This is a genomic window from Thermodesulforhabdus norvegica (assembly GCF_900114975.1).
Taxonomy (GTDB): Bacteria; Desulfobacterota; Syntrophobacteria; order Syntrophobacterales; family Thermodesulforhabdaceae; genus Thermodesulforhabdus; species Thermodesulforhabdus norvegica.
The window spans coordinates 282,317-302,009 of record NZ_FOUU01000002.1; the positions used below are offsets into that span (position 1 = coordinate 282,317).

A 19,693-nucleotide genomic window follows, 5' to 3' on the forward strand; every position below is an offset into this window, starting at 1 on the left:
CCTTAAAGGCTCAAGGGTCTCTTTTTCGGGGGAAGAAGTTGCATTCGCCCGTGTTTCACAAGGAAAAAGCCCTTCCGGAAATCTTCCCGGAGCGTGCCGTCTCTTAACTTCTTCTTTATGAACTTAAGTGAATACTTCCCGATTACGGCAGGCTCGTAAATCCTCCCTCTGGATACGGCGTCATCCAGAAAAAACCTGTGAAAGGCATACAGGTCGCCACACTCGGGATGGACTGCCTCCAGTTCTGCCGCAAGATGCTTTAACTCGTCGATTATTCCGGCAATGTCTATCCCGTTGGGGCACCGGGTGGTGCAGGTCTGACAGGAAGAGCAAATCCAGAGGGCTCTGCTTTTCAGGACCTTTTCTTCCAGCCCGAGGACCACAAGCCGTATGATCCTGTCCGGGGGAACGTCCATTGCGAAGGCAAGAGGGCAACCGGCCGTGCACTTCCGACACTGGTAACAGAGGGTCACTTTCTGCCCGAAGCCCTCGGGTATCCTTTCTGCAAATTCGTAATTCGTCATGACTGCTTTATGAGAAAGGTTTCAACAAGGCGATCCCAACCTATCTGTTTGAGATTCCCGTATATGTCTTCGACACGCTCGCCTCCGGTTGCGGCAAGTGACATTCCGTAAGTATCGGCCACCAGCTCGTCTAAAACGCGAACTTCTCCCGCCATCCAGCCTGTAGCCCGGTCGAAATCAAGAAGCCGATCAAGAGACTTTGTTGAATTTTCCGGCTCGATCATGAGCAACCAGCCTTCTCCGTAGGGGTCTCGTTTGGCCTCGTCGGGCATTTCCAGCGCCCGATAGTTGCGGGCTACCACAACACCCTTCACCGGAGCGGCAAGAGGGGCTATCTTTTCTTCTCGCCTGGCCGTCCACCCGGGGAAACGATCTCCTATACGGGACCCGATTTCCGGCAACCGAATTTCCGTCAGAAAACCCAGAAGCTTCCACGCGAAGTCGTCCATGCCAACCCTCATAAGGCCTCCGTATTCACAGCGGGCCCAGGTGTGACAGGGGTGATAGTAGTAGTCTGCCGCCAGAATAAAACCGGATACGTTGACCTTCGCCACAGGATCGAAAAAGGAAGAAGTATGATAGGCCTCCATAAGTTGATCGAATTCACAGCGGGCGCAATCATAGGCGTTTGCACAGTTCCGAAGGGGTACGTCCCCTGTTAACATGTACCTGCAAAACTTTTCTCCATGGGCCTTACGGAGAAGCTCTTCACGCCATGTCCTTCCGTGGCTGTTCCTGCTTATTGCTTCCCGCATTGCCCGATCAAAGGCGCAGGTCGTGCAATCATAACCGTTGTGGCATATCTTGAAGTTAACCACACCGGCCTTCATCCACACACACTGCTCTTCCTTAATCCCAAATACAACCTTTCTCTTTTTCGTGCGCCCAGCCATTTTGATGCCTCCCTGCAATAAAGGGTTGCTACTATTTTAAGCAATATTGGTGCCAGAGGCTACAGGAAAGAAAAACGAAGAAATCTTCAACGTGTCGTCATTCTCTGTTGACCAGATTTGCACATCGGTGTTTAAAAAATCAACAACAGGGGGTGCAAAGATGTTTGAGAAGGAAGGAACAATTGAGGAATCCTTTGAAAGGCCGCTCCGTATTGCCATAATCGGAGGAGGGCGTCGGTGTCGGTCTCTTCTTGAGATGATCGATGCGGAACGCTTTCCCTGGCTGAACGCGGAGATCGTGGCCGTTGTTGACGGCAATGACCGGGCTGTTGGGATACAGCTTGCCAGAGAAAAGGGGATCTACACGACACCCGACCTTCAGGACCTGTACTCGATTCCAGATCTCGATCTGGTGCTGGATCTTACGGGAAAGGAAGAAGTCCTTAAAGAGTTTCTACAGCACGCCCCGCCGAAAATACAGGTTCTCGGTGCCACCATATCCCGGCTGTTCAGCGATCTGATTCGTTTTCAGGAAGAGCAATTTTTCAGAGAGCGGCAGCTGGCCTTGATTGAGAACATCGCCGAGACCATGTTCTCGAGCATCAAAGACAGGGTCATTATAATGCGTCCCGATATGAAGGTTCTTGAGGCCAACAATGCCATGCTTGAGTGGATAGGCATGAAGAAGGACGACGTTGTGGGAAAGCCCTGTTATCAGATTACCCATCGCCTTGCCGAGCCTTGTTATCAGCACGGCATCCATTGTCCCCTGAAGGAGTGCCTGACCACGGGAAGTGCGGGACATGCAATTCACGAGCACAGGGATCGTGATAATGCTACCAGGTATTGTGAGATAACCACCGTGCCTTTAAGAAATCCCAAAGGAAAAATCGAAGTCGTACTGGAAATCATTCGGGATATTACCGACGAACTGGAGAAGCGGGTCGAGCAGAAAACAAGGGCGCTGAAAAAGGACCTGGCCCGGCTCATACATGAAGACAAGATGATAGCTCTGGGAAAACTCGTTGCCAGTGCAGTCCACGAAATAAACAACCCCCTTTCGGGTATCCATGCCCTGGCAAGATTGATGCGCAAGCGTCTTGAAGAAGATAAACCCCTTGATCCCGACGAAAAGGCCCAATTTTGCCATTACCTTCAGTTGATCGATCAGGAATCCGCCCGGTGCAGTACGATCGTTGGAAACCTTCTTTCCTTTTCGAGGCAGCAGAAGCTGGAGAAGACCTTTTTTAACGTAAATGAGCTGATACGCCGTGTGGTGGTTCTCAGCAAGCATAGAATGGAGCTACAGGGTATCTCTCTCGTGCTGGAACTCAAGGAATCTATACCCGAAGTTTACGGGGATCCGGGCCAGATTCAGCAATGTTTGATGAATCTGGTTTTCAATGCCGTTGAGGCAATGCCCGACGGAGGAACGCTGACGATAAAGACCGGATACGAGGAACATCGTGACCAGGTTCGGATAGACGTAATAGACACGGGTGTGGGGATTCCTCAGGAAGTTATTTCTCAGATCTTTGAACCTTTTTACACGACGAAGGAAAGAGACAAAGGCGTGGGCCTGGGCCTTTCTGTTGTCTACGGTATTATAAAGGAACATCGGGGTAGCATATACGTGGTGAGCCAGATCGGGAAGGGTTCTGACTTCATTGTGCGCCTTCCCTGTAAAAAATATTGATACGGGAAGAAGATATTATGGCAAGAATCCGGATTCTCGTTGTGGATGACGAACTCATTGTAAGAGAGTCACTCGTTGGATGGCTGAAAAAAACCGGATACGACGTGGATGCCGCATCCGGTGGCGTTGAGGCCCTGAGCAGGCTCAACGAAACCGAGTATGATCTCGTGTTTCTCGACATTAAGATGCCCGACATGAGCGGCATTGAGGTATTGAAGCGGATCAGAGAGGTTAGTCCCGAAACCATGGTCGTGATGATCACCGCTTTTGGATCGGTTGATACGGCCGTTGAAGCGATGAAGCTGGGAGCTCACGACTATCTTATGAAGCCCTTTGAACCCGAACATCTTCTCCTTCTGGTGGAGAAGCTCCTTCAGCAAAAACGCATCATAGAAGAAAACATCGTACTGAGGGAACAGATCTCAAGGCGCATCCAGTACGAAGACCTGATAGGTGCTGCCCCCTGCATGCAGAAACTTTTCGAGGTTATCGAAGAGGTGGCCTCCGTTGACTCCCCCGTGCTTATACGGGGTGAAACGGGCACGGGAAAAGAGCTGGTTGCGAAGGCAATACATGCAAAAAGCCCACGGCGCTACGGGCCCTTTATCGCAATAAACTGCGGGGCCTTTTCTGAAAGCCTTCTGGAGTCCGAGTTATTCGGCCATGAGGCCGGAGCCTTCACGGGTGCCATAAAAACCAGGAAGGGAAGGCTTGAACTTGCTGACGGAGGCACCCTGTTCCTCGATGAAATAGGTGAAATTCCTCTGAAGATGCAGGTTGACCTTTTACGGGTGCTCGAGGAGAAACGTTTTCAGAGGGTGGGTGGAAGGAGTTACATTAACGTTGATTTCAGATGCATATCCGCAACGAATCGTAATCTGGAAGAGGAGATCCGGCGTGGTAATTTCAGGAAGGATCTGTACTTCAGGCTCAATGTAATCGACATCGAGGTTCCTCCTTTGCGGGAGAGAAAAGAGGATATATCTCTGCTGGCTGAGCACTTCCTCGCCAGATTCCGCCGTGAAACGAACAAACCCGTTACGGCAATATCGAGAGATGCCATACAGCTTCTGGAATCCTATGACTGGCCGGGGAACGTACGGGAGCTCGAGAATGCGATAGAAAGGGCGGTGGTGCTTGCACGGGGCAGAATGTTAACTCGCCAGGACTTCGACTTTTTGCTTCGAGGTGGTGAGTTCAGAAATGAGGCCGATCAGTCTTTAAAAGCCGTGGAGAAGCGCCACATAGAAAAGGTGCTGAAAGAATGCGGCTGGAACATCAGTAAAGCGGCTCGAATCCTTGACATAAACAGAACAACCCTTCATCACAAAATAAAAAAATACGGGCTTACCCCGCCTGAGTGAACTTGAAAAATGGACGGAACGGAACAGAACAAAGCTCCCGTTGTGGTAGTGCCGCTGGGCACGGTGGGCAATCTTATCCCGAGGGTAGTTGCCGCTCATATTCAGGGGTATCTCAATGTGCCGGTTGATGTTAGCAAGGGTGTAGATCTCCCTGAAGATGCCTACATCGGCGACAGAAGGCAATACGATGCAGGGCTTCTCCTCAAGTTTCTACGCTCTCTTTACGTCGATTATCCTTGTGTCCTGGGTGTCGTAAGCGTTGATATATGCCTGCCGATATTTACCTATGTCTTTGGAGAAGCGGAATTGGGAGGGCGGGCCGCGGTGGTATCAACCTATCGGCTGGACAGGGACGTCCACGGTGGTCCTGTACCCCTGTCGCTCTTTTACGAGAGGCTTGCCAAGGTGACCCTGCACGAGATAGGTCACGTGTTTTCACTGTATCATTGCAATCATCTGAGATGCCTCATGCAGTTCAGCTCGAGGCTGGAGTCCCTCGATGAAATACCGCTTGTCTTTTGCGATAGATGCAGGTTTTTATTGCAGCGCATAATGAAACGGGCAGAGAGGGATGAGAAATAATCGTTCTTGATAATGTAGTTTGTGGTGGTGAGGTCCTTAAAAAAACGGGAAGTCGGAACGGTAGCGTGGAGTTGAAGGCTGATTTGGACAGGAGCAGCAAGGCCTTTATTCGCAGAGTAAAAAAACACATACGTGCCAGGGTCCACAGGATAGATGTCCTGGTTACGCCTCACTGGAAGGAATTGTGCCGTCGTGAATTGGTGGATCTGGGTTTTGAGTGTGAAGATGCCGGTCCGTCGGTTCTGAGAACTCAGGGCCGCATCTGGGATGCCTACAGGCTCTGTCTTAGACTTCGCACGGCAAGCCGGGTTGGTATATGTATTCCGGGATTTAAGTGTTTTCACGCCGATGGTCTGTACATGAAGGCACGGGAAATTCCCTGGGAACTCTGGATCAATCCGGAGATCCCGGTTCACTATTACTCCAACGTGGAGCGGTCGAAGATAAGGCATGAGGGGCTGGTGAGGGATACTTTGCACGCAGCAATTGCCGATAGGTTCAGGAGCTGCGGTGTGGTGTTCTGTGGGGAAGAGGAGGCTTTTGATGAGTCCAGAGAGCTGGAGAAGCCCAGACAGAGGATATGGATTTCTGTGATCAGAAATCTTTGCTCCGTAAGGCTTGATATGACGGGAGCCCACTTGCATCAAAGGGGTTACAGGCTGTACCCCGGGCCGGCTCCACTCCGGGAGACGCTGGCTGCGGTCCTGCTGGAGCTTGCAGAATGGAACGGTGATATGCCTCTGGTTGACGGTATGACCGGTTCGGGAACCGTGGCCGTCGAAGCTGCTCTTAAGGCTTTGAAAATTCCGCCGGGCTTTTTCAGGTCTTTTCTGTTTGAGCTGTGGCCGTCTTTTCAGGAGGGTTTCTGGAAGCATGAGAAGCGGGTTGCTCAAGCCGAGATGGCCCTGAACAGGGATATAAGAATAGTTGCGATCGACAGGAGCAGCGGCTACATAAGGCTTGCTAAGGAAAATGCCCGTCGTGCCGGGGTTGAGGACAGGATAACCTGGATAAGGACGGACTTTTTCGGATGGACTCCGCAAAATGAAGGGCTCGAAAAGGGATTGCTCTTTTTAAACCCGCCTTACGGAAAGCGTATCACAACCGCGGTCACGGAAATGTACAGGAAGATTTTTGCCCATATCGATAAATATTACCGGGGATGGCGGGTTATGATTATCCTGCCGGACAAAAATCTACTGAGCCTTTACAACCGTTCCCCTGTAACACTAACGAGGCTACCTCATGGTGGACTATGGATATACGCAGGCTTATTCGAACTGTAAACCCTCTTGATGGTGTTTTTGTAAACATGCCCTATCGTTATATAGACCGGTATCTCGATTTCGTTATCCAGAGCCGTCTCTGCGTTGAAATAGGGATACAGGCAGGAGATATGGATAGGGTTCCCCTTCAGGATTTTGTAAGGCTTTCGGATCTGCTTAAATATCACAAGGTGCCTTTTACTCTTCACGGTCCTTTCTGGGATCTATGTGCCGGTAGTGTTGATCCCCTGATAAGGCATATATCTTATCTGAGGCTGAGCCGTTTTATGGACATAGCCCGGGAAATGTTACCTCTCCAGGTGGTTATCCATACCGGTTATGACCCGCGTCACCACAGGAGTCAGAGGAAGGAATGGATCGACCGGGCAATGCCGTGCTTTGAATCCGTGGCAAAACGTGCAGAAGACGGTGGATTCTTTCTTGCGATAGAAAACGTATGGGAAGAAGGTCCCGGGCTTCACAGGGAAATACTCGACAGACTGAACAGCCCTTATGTCGGCTTTTGCCTGGACACGGGCCATCAGAATTGTTTTTCCGGCTCCTCGCTCAAAACCTGGCTTGATGAGCTTCATGGTTATCTCAGAGAGATTCACATTCACGACAACGGGGGTTTGAAAGACGATCATGCTCCCCCGGGATGCGGAACGGTAAATTTTGACCTGCTTTTTGATTTTCTCAGGACGAAAAAGCTGTTTCCGCTTCTTACCATGGAACCTCACAGTGATGAGGACTTTGTCAGATCCTGTGAGGCTCTTGGGAGAATTATGCCCTCTTCGTACTACGGGGATTACAGGAAAAGGCTTGCGCAAATATCCGACAAATCTTAAAAAATAAAAGGCTTCTCATGCAAAAAGGAGAGTTCCATGGCTATAGCCGAAGTAAGTGTTGTGCCTATAGGTACGGGTAGTACCAGCATAAGTGAGATCGTGGCCAGGGCCGTCAAAGTGGTTGAGTCTTCGGGGCTTTACTACGAGTTGACGCCAATGGGAACGATTATTGAGGGAAGCCTGGATGAAATTTTTGAGGTCGTTAAGAAAATGCACGAAAGCTGTTTTGTTGAAGGGGTAGCCCGGGTGCTTTCTCATGTGAGAATAGACGATCGGAGAGATAAAAGGGTACGTGCTGAGGAAAAGGTTATTTCAGTTAAAGAGAAGCTGGGAAATATGGAGGATCCAGGACCATGAGTGAACCTCTGAGTAAGAAAATTAAGAGCCTTGCCGAATATCTTGTGAAGTCTCTTGTTACCAGACCCGAGGAGGTACTTCTTGCAGCCCGGGAGAATGAGAAAACCATACTTATGGAATTGAAAGTGGCACCGGAAGACCTTGGCCGTATAATAGGAAAAGAGGGACATACAATCAACGCAATCAGGACGGTTCTGCAGGCTGTTGCCGCCAGTCATGGCAAGAAAATCCAGCTGGACGTTCTGGGTTAAGACGGGGGGAGTGATATGGTACGGAGGCATGAAGAGCTGTCGCCATCGGAACTGCGGGCACATGTCGATATATCTAACCTGCCTTTTGATACAACGGCAGACCTTATCGGAGACGTCCAGCCCGTTTTAGGGCAGGAAAGGGCAATTGATGCGATCCTTTTCGGCATGGGCATGAAGGCCGATGGATACAATATTTTTGTAGCAGGTCCTCCTAAAACGGGACTAACCTATATAGCGAAGACTTTCCTGGAAGAGCAGGCCAGAAAGGAACCAACCCCTCCCGACTGGTGCTATGTTTACAACTTTAAGGAGCCCGATCGCCCGAAAGCCATAAAGCTGTCTCCCGGTAAGGGGAAAGAGCTTAAAAAGGACATGCACGAATTCATCCAGACCCTTCAGCAGAAGGTGCCGGAGGTTTTTGACAGCGACGATTACCGCGCCAAGGAAAAAGAACTTCAGCAGGCTTTTGAAAAGATCAGGCGGGAGATAATCGAGGAGCTTTCGGAACACGCCCGTCAGGAAGGTTTCATACTTCAGTTTTCCCAGGTGGGAATGGTTATCATACCGGCAGGCCCCGATGGACAACCTTTGTCTCAGGAAGACCTTGCACAATTGAGCGAAGAGGAGAAGAAGGAGCTCCGAAGGAAAAGCGATGAACTCCATGAAAAGATGAAAGAGGCTATTAAAAAAATCCGTGAAGTAGAGGAAAACTTCAGACAAAAGAGAAATAAGCTGGATAGTGAAATAGCCCTCTTTGTTGTAGGGCAACTTATGGAAACCTACATGGAAAAGTATAAGGACGAACCCGATGTAATCGATTACCTTAAGTCCGTCCAGGAAGATATTCTTGAGAATATAGACGATTTTAAGAAAAAACCCGAAGAACAGCAACAGCCTCAGTTGCCTCATGTACCGGTACCTCAAAGAGACGGAATGATAAAGCGATATGATGTGAATGTCTTCATCGACAATTCGGAACTTCAGGGTGCTCCTGTAATTATCGAGTCAAATCCCGCATACCCGAATCTCTTCGGCACGATAGAGAGACAGGCCTGGTTCGGCGCCCTTTTTACGGATTTCACCATGATTAAGCCAGGTGCTCTGCACAAGGCCAACGGCGGTTACCTGGTGATGAAGGCACTGGATCTGCTCAAGTGGTACATATCCTGGGAAGCTCTTAAGAGGGCCCTTCGAGACAAGGAGATAAAAATTGAAGATCTCGGCGAGCTTTACGGTCTCTTCAGTACGAGAACGATAAGGCCGGAACCAATCCCGCTGAACGTAAAGATTGTACTGACCGGTGATCCCTGGCTGTACGAACTTCTTTACATTTACGACGACAAATTCCAGAAGCTCTTCAAGGTGAAGGCCCATCTTGATGACCGCATGGATCGAAACGATGATAACGTAGTTAAATGCGCACGGCTGGTTGCCAGATTCTGCGAAGAGAACGGTTGCCGGCATATGGATAAAAAAGGCTTTGCCCGGCTTATTGAGTACAGCATGGAAAAAACCGAAGATCGGGAGAAGCTTTCCCTTGAAATCGGAGATATCGGCGACCTGATAAGAGAGGCAAACTACTTTGCAAGCCTGGATAATGCGACCTTTATAAGTGATGAGCACGTCGACAGGGCAGTGGAGAAGCGAATCTACCGTTCCAACCTGATTGAGGAAAAGGTTAAGGAACTCGTAGCCAAGGACATTTTCTGGGTTGAAACCGATGGATGGAAGGTGGGACAGGTCAACGGCCTGTCCATCTTGATGACGGGAGACCATGAATTCGGAAAGCCCAACAGAATAACGGCAACGGTTTCTGTGGGTAGAGAAGGCGTAATAGCGATTGAGAGAGAATCCCAGTTAAGCGGTCGAATTCATACAAAAGGTGTTATGATACTGACCAGCTTCTTGAAAGAGCGCTTTGCCCATAACAAACCCATTTCCCTTACTGCGACACTGTGTTTCGAGCAAAGCTACGGTATGGTGGAGGGGGACAGCGCTTCCAGCACGGAACTTTATGCCCTGCTCAGTGCGATTGCTCAGGTACCGATCTATCAGGGTATTGCGGTGACGGGATCGGTTAGTCAGAAAGGAGAAATTCAACCCGTGGGCGGCGTAACCCGCAAGATCGAAGCCTTTTTCGATATTTGCAAGCACAAGGGATTGAACGGAAAACAGGGGGTAATAATTCCCAAAAAGAATGTGAATAACCTCATGCTGAAGAAAGAGGTGATCGAGGCTGTAGAAAAAGGCCTGTTTCACATATGGCCGATTAGCACAATTGAGGAAGGGATTGAAATTCTTACCGGTATGGAAGCAGGGAAATTGCAGGAAGATGGCACGTATCCGGAGGGAACGTTCTTCAGGAAGGTGGACGACAGGCTCCGTGAAATAGCAGAGATCGTGAAGAAGTTTGCCAAAGAGGAAGAAGAAAAGAAGTCCAGACAGGAGACCGACGGTGGTGGTTGCCCTGCCTGTGGTTCTTAAAAGCTCGGTTAAGGATTTTCATGACCGAAGCGGTAATAGTTGACACAGGACGGCTGGTTAAGATTGACGGGAAAAGATCTCTCCCGGCCATGTACGTCAGGCTGGGGGGGATTAGCTTATTGAGGCGGCAGGTTGAAGCGCTTAAGGCTGCGGGTTTTAACAGGGTCGTTTTCATAAGCCGGGAATCGGCAGAAAATATTGATCGTGCTCTTAATCGGCCCACGCCTGTTTCAGATGGCGACTTTTGCTTCCGGGTTGTAAATTACGGTGATTATGAAAGTATAAAAAATCTGGCGTCAGGGTCGTCTCTGATTGTTCCTTCTGACATGTTTCTTACCGTTCCTCTTGTCCGTCTGATTAAGGGGGGCATGAGTGAGAAGCCCCGTTACGAGGGCCCGATAATATTTATTCGAACAAGAGAAGATGTCGAACGGGTTGAGGAATATCTCTATCAAAGTCTTTTTAGCCCTACGGACAGTTTTCTTACGAGAAAGATTAACAGAAAGGTATCGATAGCCATAACCCGGCGTCTCAGTTCACTACCCCTGCATCCCAATCACATAACGATTTTCAACTTTATCCTGGGGGTCACAGGGGGACTTCTTCTGTTTTGCCGAAGTCATACCGTTACGATTATCGGGACGCTTCTGTTTTTGTTGAGCTCAATACTGGATGGATGTGACGGTGAATTGGCCCGCCTGAGGTATCAAAGGAGCAGATTTGGAGGACTCCTGGATGTGGTAACGGACAATATTGTTCACTGGGTGGTTTTTTCGGGCCTGACCTACCGGTCCGTTACGATTTCCGGCTTCTTGCCCTATGGAGTGTTGGGTCTTTCGCTGATATTTTCGAGTATAGCGGCCTTTTTGTTTTCCCTTTACGCTTCGACCTGGGGTGACCGGGGTTGCAGACCCTCCGCAGGGCTTCTTTTCTCTGAAAGTCCCTTAAGTGAGTTGTCCCCCGATTCCGGCATTCTGGACAGGATAGCCAACAGAGACTTTGCGTACCTTCTCGTGGTCTTGTCGATTTTGGGACGCCTTGAGTGGTTCCTCCTTGTGGGTGGCTTTGGTGCCCCCATTTTTGCATTCCTGTTATTCCGCTCTCTTAAACTGCGGGGGGTATTGTGATGATTGCGGATTTTCCCGATACGGCCGTAATCCTTGCGGCAGGGCAGGGTACCCGCCTGCTTCCCTATACTAAAGATCATCCCAAGTGCATGTTGCCGTTCGATGGTGTTCCGCTGATATCCCTTCAAATTCGATGCTTTCTCATGTGTGGTATTGAAAGAATCGTTGTTGTTACCGGTTATGGATCGGAAGTTGTGGAAGACTGGCTTGGCGACAGTGTAGAATACGTTCACAATGCAGACTTCCAGACCACTTCCAGCATGTATTCTCTGTGGCTCGGCCTTTCGAAGGTGGATAAGGGCTGTTTTATATTGAATTCGGATGTCCTGTTTCATCCGGAAATACTCAGGCGGCTTGCTACGGATCCCCATTCTGAAGCCCTTGCCATGGATTTCGACGCCCATCTCAACGAAGAGGAAATGAAGGTGAAGGTCGAAGGAAGCCGTGTGGTCGCCTTAAGCAAGTCGCTCAGGGACGGTCACGGAGAAAACGTAGGGCTTCTGAAGTTTTCGGCTTACGGAAAGCAACGTTTACAAGAGACCATAGGGCTCCTTCTTGAACAGGGTTTTAGAAAAGAGATGGTTCCCTTTGCTGTGGACAGGCTTGCGGCGGAGATGTACATAGAAGCCGTTCCCGTGGCCGGGCTTCCCTGGATAGAGATAGATTTTCCGGAAGATTATGAAAGAGCTTTAAATGAGATTTTTCCGAGAATTCGGGGAGACATTGCGGGGTTTGAGGTAGATCGTAGATGGCCGAAGTATCCGTAATTGTAAGAACCAAGGATCGCCCAAAGCTTCTGATTCATGCACTTGAAAGTATTGCCCGCCAGACTTATTCGTCCTGCGAAGTGATTATTGTGAACGACGGTGGAGAGGACCCTGATATTTCCCGTATCGAGGAGATACTCGGAGGTAAGTTTAAGTATTGCAGAATTGACGAGTCAAAAGGAAGGGCCCGCGCGGCCAATGTCGGCATAAGTGCCTCAACGGGTCGATATGTCGCCTTTCTGGATGATGATGATGAATTCTATCCGGATCACCTTGAAGTCCTGGTGAGATGCCTTAACGAAACGGATTTCCGGGGAGCCTATACGGGCTGTCGGCATGTGCTGAAATCTTATGATCCGGATAAAGGCGAATTTGTGGTGAAAAGAGTCATTACCGAGTTTGGACGTGACTTCAGCTTTCCCTTGCTCCTTTTCGAAAATTACATACCCCTTATATCGGTACTTCTGGATCGAAAGACGCTGGAAGAAATCGGCGGTTTTGACGAGGAACTGGAAGTTTTTGAAGACTGGGACATGCTTATACGTTTTTCCAGGCGTACCCCTCTGGTTTATGTCCCGAAGGTAACCTGCCAGTACAATGCGTGGTCCAGAAATACGCAGAAGGCCGCCTTCGGGGGATTTGATCACAGGGATGTCTACCTTAAGGTAATAAGGAAACACCGGGATCTTTTTACTCCGGAGTTTATAACCTTCTGGCAGTTTCACGAGAAGAAGGTTTTGGAGCAGCACTACGGTGAACTTCTGAACTCTCTTAACCGGGAAAACCACTCGTTAAGACAGGAAGTTGATCTGCTGAGAAGGGATAACGAGAACCTGAAAGAGTGGTGTTCCAATCTGGAAACCGCCAGAAGACAATTGCTTGATGAACTCCGTACGGTAAGGGATAGCCTTGCCGGAGTTGAAACGGATTATCAAAGAATAAGCCGCGAGCTTGAATTGATCCAGAAAAGCTTCGGATGGAGGCTTATTTCCGGCTACCGTGCTCTTACATCAAGATTGTTTCCTGAAGGAACGGTCCGCGGGAGAGCTTATTCCACAGCTCTTTCCGCAGTAAAGGGTCTCCTGGAACGGACCGTAAGTGCCGGACACAAAATAAAAAGCGTCGATAAGCCGGTGGGCTCTGGCAGAAGTGTGAATCAGGAGCTTTCGGTCTGTTTCATTGTGAACCATCTGGATGGGGGACAGCGGTATCGCGGCTATCACATGTCGGAATATCTCGGTATTGCCGGCATTAAGGCTTCCGTGATTCCCGATAACGAATTACCTGCAAGAGCCGACGAGGTCTTTCGTCACAGCGTTGTTGTGCTTTATCGACTTTTCTATTCTCCCTTGATTGATGATATCGTTAAAACCTGCAAGAAAAACGATATTACCGTGGTGTACGATATTGACGACTATATTTTCGACGATGAGGCTCTTCCTTATCTTAACGTTAGGGGTGTTTCGAAAGACGAGCTCAGACAGGTCATCAGGAACCACCGGAAGGCAATGGATCTTTGCGATATCTGCCTGGTACCTACAGAGGCCTTATCCCGGCTCGTAAGCGCTACTGGAAAAAAGGCTTACGTAATTCGTAATGCTCTGTCATCGGAAGTGATAAACATTTCAGAAAATGCTTACGCCCTGAAGGAAACGAACAATTCCAGAATCTACATAGGCTATTTCAGCGGGACCACAACCCACGATCAGGATTTTCTGGTGGCCTCCGAAGCGTTGCTCGCCATCCTGGAGCATCACCCTGATGTCGACCTTTTAATAGGCGGACATCTCAAGCTGGACGCTCGTTTCGACAGATGGATTGAAAAAAGACGGGTCAGATTTCTACCCTATGTTCACTGGAGATACCTTCCTTACAATATAGCCAGGGCCGACATTAACATCGTTCCTCTGGTTCAAAACGTATTCAATGATGCAAAGAGCGAATTAAAGTACTTTGAAGCGGCGCTTTTAAGAATCCCTACTGTGGCATCTCCCACCGAATCTTATCGCTTCGCTATTCGATCCGGAGAAAACGGTTTCCTGGCTGACGGAACCGAGGAATGGGTAAAGTATCTTGAGCTACTGGTGACCAATCCGGATCTTAGAAAAAACATCGGTGAGAAGGCATACTTCCATACGATGAACACCTATTCTCCAAAAGCCATGGCGCCCCGGGTTGCCGGGGTATTCAGAGAGATTGCAGGCTGAGCTGGAGATTCCGATCATGAAAGTGCTTATGGTGACTCATGGGTTTCCTCATCGTGAGCTGGGTGGCGCGGAAATTTATTCCTACGATCTCGCCAGAACCCTGATATCAGAAGGTCTCGAAGTTACGGTATTTTCCAGAACGGTCGATTTGGCGAGCAGGGACTACACCGTTTTTGAAGAGTACGTCGACGGTATCAGTGTTATCAGAGTAGTAAACAACTTTAACGATCTTTATACTTTCTTTAACGGGTTTATAAACAGGCAAATAGCCGGGGTCTTCTCCCGTATCCTTGAGGAACGGCGTCCCGATCTCGTGCATTTTCAGCATCTTTTTTCTCTGTCGGGTAATCTCCCTTACATTGCTCGTTACAAAGGGATACCTTCGGTCTTGACCCTGCATGATTACTGGTACATCTGCCCAAAGGTTAATCTTTTCAGGCCGGATTACACCGTCTGCCCGGGCCCTGAAGATGGATTTGCCTGTGCTGACTGCAATTCACAGCCCGGTTCAACGGCCGCAGAGGCGGTGGCTCTGGCTTCCTTTTTTGACAGGCATCCTTTGTTAAAGCAGTATGCCAGGAGGTTCGTTCCGGGAAGAATCAAAAACATAATAAAAAAAGTGGTTTATCGTGCCGGGACTTCAAATCAGGTCACCGAGGTTCGGCCTTCTGTTGTGGATCCCGTCAGGGTTATGGAATTCTTTTTCCGGCTGGAATACCTTAAAAGCCAGCTTGCTCACTGCGCCTGCCTTATCAGCCCGTCTCAATACCTGAAAAAGCGGTACGAAACGCTCGGATACGGAAACATAAAGTATCTTCCTCTGGGTATTCAAAAGGTTGCTCCCGGACCTGATAGAATTGAAGGGGACGAGGTTGTTGTCGGATTTGTGGGAAATATAACTGCAACCAAGGGTTTTTCTTTGCTGATAGATGAGCTGAATCGGCTGAATGATCTTGACGGCATAAGAATAGAAATTCACGGACAGATTTACGACACCCTTTTCTACGAACGGTGTATTGCTTCGCTGAAGGACTCCTTTAGGAAAAAATTGGTTTATAAAGGCAGGTTTGACAGAAATCCCGATTCCCTTGCAGGGGTTTATCATGGTCTTGATGCCGTTGTCTTTCCTTCTCTGTGCGAAGAAAATGCTCCCCTGGTAGTGCGAGAAGCGATATCCGCAGGAACACCGGTTATTGCCAGCAACCGGGGAGGCACTCCTGAGGTCGTTCGTCATGGATTGAACGGGCTTCTTTTTGACCCTGCCTTACCCGGGGATCTCGCTGAAAAAATTCGTATGTTCTGCAATGATCGGGACCTGCGGAAAAGCCTTATGAAAGGGGCTCGGGATACCCATGTTGTTGATATCAAAGAGCACGCGAAATCGCTTATGGAGCTTTATGAGCAGGTGATGGGATCGGAAGGAAGGAATGGAAGCAGATTCCCTGGGCAGTAGGACTGCTGCCGTCATAGTTTCCTTTCACCCCACAGAGGATTTGTCCTATCGTATAATGACCATACTTAAACAGGTTGGGCTGGTCATAGTGGTGGATAATACGCCGGGGGGGGCGTCTTGCCTGCAAGGTCTTGAAGACGGGCGCCTGAAGTTGATCGTTAACGGAGAAAATAGAGGGCTTGCGGCTGCGCAGAATCAGGGGATCCGCTTTGCCATAGAGTGCGGGTTTGAGTGGGTGCTTTTACTCGATCAGGATTCCTTGCCGGCACCGGATTTCATGGAGGTTATGAGCGGTTACTATTGGTCCCTTACGGAGTCGGAAAAGGAAAAACTCCTTATGCTGGCGCCCAACGTGTTTGACGAGCTGGGAGGTTTTTTTTACAGACATGTACTCCCTGCCCCGTGGGGCTTTATCAGAAAGCTCTGCGGCCATCAACGCTGTCTTAAAGGTGTGTTTTTTTCCATATCTTCCGGAAGTCTCATACCCGTCCGGGTTTTCTCGGAGATCGGGCTAATGGATGAAGACTTTTTTATCGATTACGTTGACAACGACTTCTGTCTTAGAGGTCTGTCCAAAGGGATGGTCATACATGTGGTTTGTCCAGCCGTTCTTTTTCATAGCCTTGGAGACCGCAGGCGTTACTATTCTCTTGGACCCGTAAAGGTTCGCCCCAGTTTCCACCCGCCCTTAAGGCGTTATTTTATCTACCGTAACAGGGTGAGGGTTTGGAAGCGATACGGGAGAAAGGTTCCCGGTTTCGTTATGTTCGACCTTCTTGCGGCAATCTACGATGTGTTAAGGATTATCTTCTTTGAAGAAAACTCCGGAGAGAAGTTGCTTGCGGCCTTCAGGGGTCTTTCGGAAGGGATCAGACTTCCGTAGAAGCCTTGCGGTTGTCCTTGTGATCAATTCTCGCTACTATTTAACGGTTATGTTTATTCGCAGTCGGGAAAGAACGGGGGATGATTCATGCTGAAGTTTGAAGGCACCGACAGATACTATCTCAATCCAGAGCTTAAAGAAATAGTGAACATAGCGATAGCCATGGAAAAGCCGCTCCTCCTTACGGGAGAGGCCGGTACCGGTAAAACGCAGCTGGCCTTTGAAATAGCAAGAGCCCTCGGCCTTAAGATGGAGGAAGCCCGATGCAAATCCACCTTTAAAGGAGAAGAGCTCTGTTACGTCTACGATACGGTTTTAAGGCTTAACGACTCGAGGTTCGGAACCGAGGGCACGGGTCGAGACGTCAACAACATCTGGGACTACATCCGCTTCGGGCCTATAGGCCGGGCCTTTACGGCGGAAGAACGCCGTGTGCTCTTACTGGACGAAATAGATAAAACCGACTCGGACACCCAGGATAACCTCCTGGACGTGCTTGAAGACGGTTCCTTCATAATCCGTGAGATTAACCACAAGGTTGTGGCAAAACACAGGCCGATAATTGTCATAACCAGTAATGCCAAGAGAGAACTTTCAGATCCTTTCCTTCGAAGGTGTTTCTGTCACTATATTCCTTTTCCGTCTCCTGAAGAAATGGCCATCATAGTGAGGCTTCACTATCCTGACATTCCGGAGCCTTTTCTCGAGGCAAGCCTTACAACTTTTTACAGACTCCGTGATCAGGAGTTTGAAAAACCTCCTGCAACCGCAGAGTTGCTGGACTGGATTGGTGCGATGAGAGCTGCAGGGATAAAAGGGCCAGGAGCCGGTAGGGATATTCCTTTTATCGGTACACTTCTTAAGCGTACGGAGGATATCCTCAGGTTTAAGGGTATGTCCAGGCGTAGCAGGTATTAGCCATGCTGGATTTTTTTTACAGGCTGCGAGAGGCCGGGATTCCTGTCAGCGGCCGTTCCATCCTTGATTTTTATGAGGCTCTTTCCAGAGGGCTTATAACCAGCCTGGATCGTCTTTTCCTGTTGACCAGGCTGATTTTCGTGAAACGAGTAGAGCACTACGATGTCTTTGAGCAGGTCTTCAGGGAGTATTTTTTTGGTGAACAGGGCGGGCTTACAGCGGAAGACTGGGAAGCCCTGCTTGCTGCAAAACCCTTCAGAGAATGGCTCGATGAGGCCGTGGACAAAGGCCTTCTAACACGAGAACAAGTCCATTCTATGCCACTGGAAGAGCTGATGAAGCGCTTCTGGGAAACGCTGCAGAGTCAGGAGGGTAAGCACAGAGGCGGGGATCGATGGATCGGAACCGGCGGTAGATCTCCTTTCGGACACGGCGGATTTTCTCAGGGAGGAGTTAGAGTGCTGGGCTCGGGCGTCCATGGGACGGCCAGAAAGGTCATTGGCGAAAGACGCTATGTTAACTACAGCGATGATGCGCCTATAACCCGGGAAAACATAAGACATATTCTATCATGTATGAAAAGCCTGAAACCGATTGGCCCTCTTTCGGAGCTTGATGTCGATGAAACGATTTACAGGACGGCCAAAAACGGTGGAGAAATCGAGCTCATATTCCGTCCCGAGCTCCGTAATCGGGTCTCTTTAATAGTCCTTCTCGACAATGGCGGCTACTCGATGACCCCTTATATCCCCATTGTTAAAACGCTTTTTAACCGAATTCGTGATACTTTCGAGGACGTAAAATACTACTATTTCCATAACTGTATCTACGGGACGGTTTATGAAGACCCGCCCAGAACGAAAGCCGTAAAATGGGAAGATTTGCTACAGCGAGGCCCTGAAGCCAGGCTTATAATTATAGGAGACGCAAATATGGCTCCTTCTGAACTCATGGCTTCTTTCGGCTCTCTCGATGTTTTCACAACCGTTAAAAAACCCGGATACCGCTGGTTGCAGGAATTAAGAGAAGCCTTTCCCGCCAGTGTGTGGCTCAATCCGATTCCCAAGACACTCTGGAAATACGAAAGTATTACCATTCAAAAGATTGCCCGGATATTTTTTATGGAAGATTTAACCCTCGGGGGATTGAAAAACGCCGTAGCCTATCTTAACAGGCAGGACAGGTATGGGAAGGCATGAAGTACGAGGGACCTATATACAGGCCGCCCAGTGAGGCAGATAGTCTCCTGATCCAGGCAACCGTCGGTTGTCCTCACAACAAATGCACCTTCTGTATGGTTTACAAAAAAGGGCCGAAATACAGGGTCAGACCTGTTGGAGAAATCAAAAGGGACATTGATGAAGCCGCCAGAATATACGGATCAAGAGTGAAAAGCCTCTTCCTTCCCGCAGGAAACACAATTGCCATGCCAACGGAGCAACTGGCGGAAGTGTGTGAATACGCGAGGCGTGTGCTGCCCCGTCTGGAACGCATAACCGTTTACGGATCGGCCCAGTACATTTGCAAAAAGGGTTTTCAAGAAATGAAACGCCTTCGAGAGGCCGGTCTTTCGAGGATCCATGTTGGGCTTGAAAGCGGTCATGACCTCGTGCTCAGGAGGATCAAAAAGGGTGCCACGAGACAGCAGCAAATAGAAGCAGGGCTTATGGTCAGGGAGGCCGGGATTGAGCTGAGTGAATACGTGATCCTGGGAATTGCAGGCCCGGAATTGAGCGAAGAACATGCCGTTGAAACGGCTTCCGCAATAAACATAATTTCTCCTGACTTCGTGCGCCTTAGAACCTTTGTGCCCAAGATAAACACCCTGATGTTACACTGGATTCGAAAGGGAAAGTTCAAAATGCTGGGTCCTCACGGCGTGCTACGAGAGGCCCGCATTCTGATTGAAAATATCAACACGAGGACAAAGCTTTTTAGCGATCACTATACTAACTATTTAAACCTCCAGGGTGATCTGCCCTGTGATATCCCTGCTATTCTGGCAACCATTGATAAAGCTTTGTCGTGGGATGAATCGGAGTTCCGACCTTTTTTTATAGGCACCCAATGATAA

Annotated in this window: 18 protein-coding genes; 16 read left to right on the forward strand and 2 right to left on the reverse strand. The window is 49.2% G+C overall.

Annotated elements, in window-relative coordinates; all coding sequences use genetic code 11:
* Positions 1–2: 2 nt before the first annotated feature.
* The gene (locus tag BM091_RS04910; protein ID WP_093393922.1) at positions 3–524 is read right to left on the reverse strand and encodes a 4Fe-4S dicluster domain-containing protein; all 522 of its coding nucleotides are present in this window, start codon (positions 522–524) and stop codon (positions 3–5) included.
* Entirely contained in the window at positions 521–1,417 is an 897-nt protein-coding gene (locus BM091_RS04915; RefSeq protein ID WP_093393924.1) for a glycine cleavage system protein H, read from the reverse strand. Before BM091_RS04915 ends, BM091_RS04910 begins: the two co-directional genes overlap by 4 nt.
* 160 nt (positions 1,418–1,577) lie before the next feature.
* Between BM091_RS04915 and BM091_RS04920 the strand changes: the two genes are divergently transcribed.
* From BM091_RS04920 to BM091_RS04995, 16 genes are all read left to right on the forward strand, one after another.
* Positions 1,578–3,113, forward strand: a complete 1,536-nt coding sequence (locus BM091_RS04920) for an ATP-binding protein (protein WP_093393925.1) — start codon at positions 1,578–1,580, stop codon at positions 3,111–3,113.
* Positions 3,114–3,130: 17 nt separating this feature from the next.
* Positions 3,131–4,477: a sigma-54-dependent transcriptional regulator gene (locus BM091_RS04925; protein ID WP_245735265.1), complete on the forward strand. Its 1,347-nt coding sequence runs from the start codon at positions 3,131–3,133 to the stop codon at positions 4,475–4,477.
* Between the two features lie 9 nt (positions 4,478–4,486).
* On the forward strand, positions 4,487–5,059 hold the full coding sequence (locus tag BM091_RS04930; protein ID WP_093393927.1) for an archaemetzincin: 573 nt from the start codon (positions 4,487–4,489) through the stop codon (positions 5,057–5,059).
* Positions 5,060–5,142: 83 nt separating this feature from the next.
* Positions 5,143–6,345: a THUMP domain-containing class I SAM-dependent RNA methyltransferase gene (locus BM091_RS04935; protein ID WP_177193527.1), complete on the forward strand. Its 1,203-nt coding sequence runs from the start codon at positions 5,143–5,145 to the stop codon at positions 6,343–6,345.
* A complete protein-coding gene (locus tag BM091_RS04940) occupies positions 6,315–7,172 on the forward strand; it encodes a sugar phosphate isomerase/epimerase family protein (protein ID WP_177193528.1) in 858 nt (285 codons plus the stop codon). The genes BM091_RS04935 and BM091_RS04940 overlap by 31 nt, the downstream gene beginning before the upstream one ends.
* 36 nt (positions 7,173–7,208) lie before the next feature.
* Entirely contained in the window at positions 7,209–7,529 is a 321-nt protein-coding gene (locus tag BM091_RS04945) for an MTH1187 family thiamine-binding protein (RefSeq protein WP_093393931.1), read from the forward strand.
* Positions 7,526–7,780, forward strand: coding sequence for a KH domain-containing protein (locus tag BM091_RS04950; protein ID WP_093393933.1), 255 nt, complete (start codon positions 7,526–7,528; stop codon positions 7,778–7,780). The genes BM091_RS04945 and BM091_RS04950 overlap by 4 nt, the downstream gene beginning before the upstream one ends.
* 15 nt (positions 7,781–7,795) lie before the next feature.
* A complete protein-coding gene (locus BM091_RS04955) occupies positions 7,796–10,264 on the forward strand; it encodes a Lon protease family protein (RefSeq protein ID WP_093393934.1) in 2,469 nt (822 codons plus the stop codon).
* Between the two features lie 20 nt (positions 10,265–10,284).
* Positions 10,285–11,391 carry a CDP-alcohol phosphatidyltransferase family protein gene (locus BM091_RS04960; protein ID WP_143083099.1) on the forward strand — a complete coding sequence of 369 codons (1,107 nt, stop codon included), beginning with the start codon at positions 10,285–10,287 and terminating at the stop codon, positions 11,389–11,391.
* Complete coding sequence (locus BM091_RS04965; protein ID WP_093393937.1) at positions 11,391–12,158, forward strand: phosphocholine cytidylyltransferase family protein; 768 nt, start codon at positions 11,391–11,393, stop codon at positions 12,156–12,158. The genes BM091_RS04960 and BM091_RS04965 overlap by 1 nt, the downstream gene beginning before the upstream one ends.
* Entirely contained in the window at positions 12,140–14,365 is a 2,226-nt protein-coding gene (locus BM091_RS04970; RefSeq protein WP_093393939.1) for a glycosyltransferase, read from the forward strand. Before BM091_RS04965 ends, BM091_RS04970 begins: the two co-directional genes overlap by 19 nt.
* Positions 14,366–14,381: 16 nt before the next feature.
* A complete protein-coding gene (locus tag BM091_RS04975; protein WP_093393940.1) occupies positions 14,382–15,818 on the forward strand; it encodes a glycosyltransferase in 1,437 nt (478 codons plus the stop codon).
* Entirely contained in the window at positions 15,793–16,701 is a 909-nt protein-coding gene (locus tag BM091_RS04980) for a glycosyltransferase family 2 protein (RefSeq protein WP_093393942.1), read from the forward strand. The genes BM091_RS04975 and BM091_RS04980 overlap by 26 nt, the downstream gene beginning before the upstream one ends.
* Before the next feature lie 87 nt (positions 16,702–16,788).
* Complete coding sequence (locus BM091_RS04985; RefSeq protein WP_093393943.1) at positions 16,789–17,619, forward strand: AAA family ATPase; 831 nt, start codon at positions 16,789–16,791, stop codon at positions 17,617–17,619.
* Between the two features lie 2 nt (positions 17,620–17,621).
* Positions 17,622–18,818, forward strand: coding sequence for a hypothetical protein (locus tag BM091_RS04990; protein WP_093393945.1), 1,197 nt, complete (start codon positions 17,622–17,624; stop codon positions 18,816–18,818).
* The gene (locus BM091_RS04995; RefSeq protein ID WP_093393946.1) at positions 18,815–19,690 is read left to right on the forward strand and encodes a radical SAM protein; all 876 of its coding nucleotides are present in this window, start codon (positions 18,815–18,817) and stop codon (positions 19,688–19,690) included. Before BM091_RS04990 ends, BM091_RS04995 begins: the two co-directional genes overlap by 4 nt.
* The last annotated feature ends 3 nt before the right edge of the window (positions 19,691–19,693 follow it).

Bases quoted from the DNA above. Each gene is read 5' to 3' on its own strand.
- BM091_RS04910 (WP_093393922.1), bottom strand. From the start codon at position 524: ATGACGAATTACGAATTTGCAGAAAGGATACCCGAGGGCTTCGGGCAG.
- BM091_RS04915 (WP_093393924.1), bottom strand. From the start codon at position 1,417: ATGGCTGGGCGCACGAAAAAGAGAAAGGTTGTATTTGGGATTAAGGAA.
- BM091_RS04920 (WP_093393925.1), top strand. From the start codon at position 1,578: ATGTTTGAGAAGGAAGGAACAATTGAGGAATCCTTTGAAAGGCCGCTC.
- BM091_RS04925 (WP_245735265.1), top strand. From the start codon at position 3,131: ATGGCAAGAATCCGGATTCTCGTTGTGGATGACGAACTCATTGTAAGA.
- BM091_RS04930 (WP_093393927.1), top strand. From the start codon at position 4,487: ATGGACGGAACGGAACAGAACAAAGCTCCCGTTGTGGTAGTGCCGCTG.
- BM091_RS04940 (WP_177193528.1), top strand. From the start codon at position 6,315: ATGGATATACGCAGGCTTATTCGAACTGTAAACCCTCTTGATGGTGTT.
- BM091_RS04945 (WP_093393931.1), top strand. From the start codon at position 7,209: ATGGCTATAGCCGAAGTAAGTGTTGTGCCTATAGGTACGGGTAGTACC.
- BM091_RS04950 (WP_093393933.1), top strand. From the start codon at position 7,526: ATGAGTGAACCTCTGAGTAAGAAAATTAAGAGCCTTGCCGAATATCTT.
- BM091_RS04955 (WP_093393934.1), top strand. From the start codon at position 7,796: ATGGTACGGAGGCATGAAGAGCTGTCGCCATCGGAACTGCGGGCACAT.
- BM091_RS04960 (WP_143083099.1), top strand. From the start codon at position 10,285: ATGACCGAAGCGGTAATAGTTGACACAGGACGGCTGGTTAAGATTGAC.
- BM091_RS04965 (WP_093393937.1), top strand. From the start codon at position 11,391: ATGATTGCGGATTTTCCCGATACGGCCGTAATCCTTGCGGCAGGGCAG.
- BM091_RS04970 (WP_093393939.1), top strand. From the start codon at position 12,140: ATGGCCGAAGTATCCGTAATTGTAAGAACCAAGGATCGCCCAAAGCTT.
- BM091_RS04975 (WP_093393940.1), top strand. From the start codon at position 14,382: ATGAAAGTGCTTATGGTGACTCATGGGTTTCCTCATCGTGAGCTGGGT.
- BM091_RS04980 (WP_093393942.1), top strand. From the start codon at position 15,793: ATGGAAGCAGATTCCCTGGGCAGTAGGACTGCTGCCGTCATAGTTTCC.
- BM091_RS04985 (WP_093393943.1), top strand. From the start codon at position 16,789: ATGCTGAAGTTTGAAGGCACCGACAGATACTATCTCAATCCAGAGCTT.
- BM091_RS04990 (WP_093393945.1), top strand. From the start codon at position 17,622: ATGCTGGATTTTTTTTACAGGCTGCGAGAGGCCGGGATTCCTGTCAGC.
- BM091_RS04995 (WP_093393946.1), top strand. From the start codon at position 18,815: ATGAAGTACGAGGGACCTATATACAGGCCGCCCAGTGAGGCAGATAGT.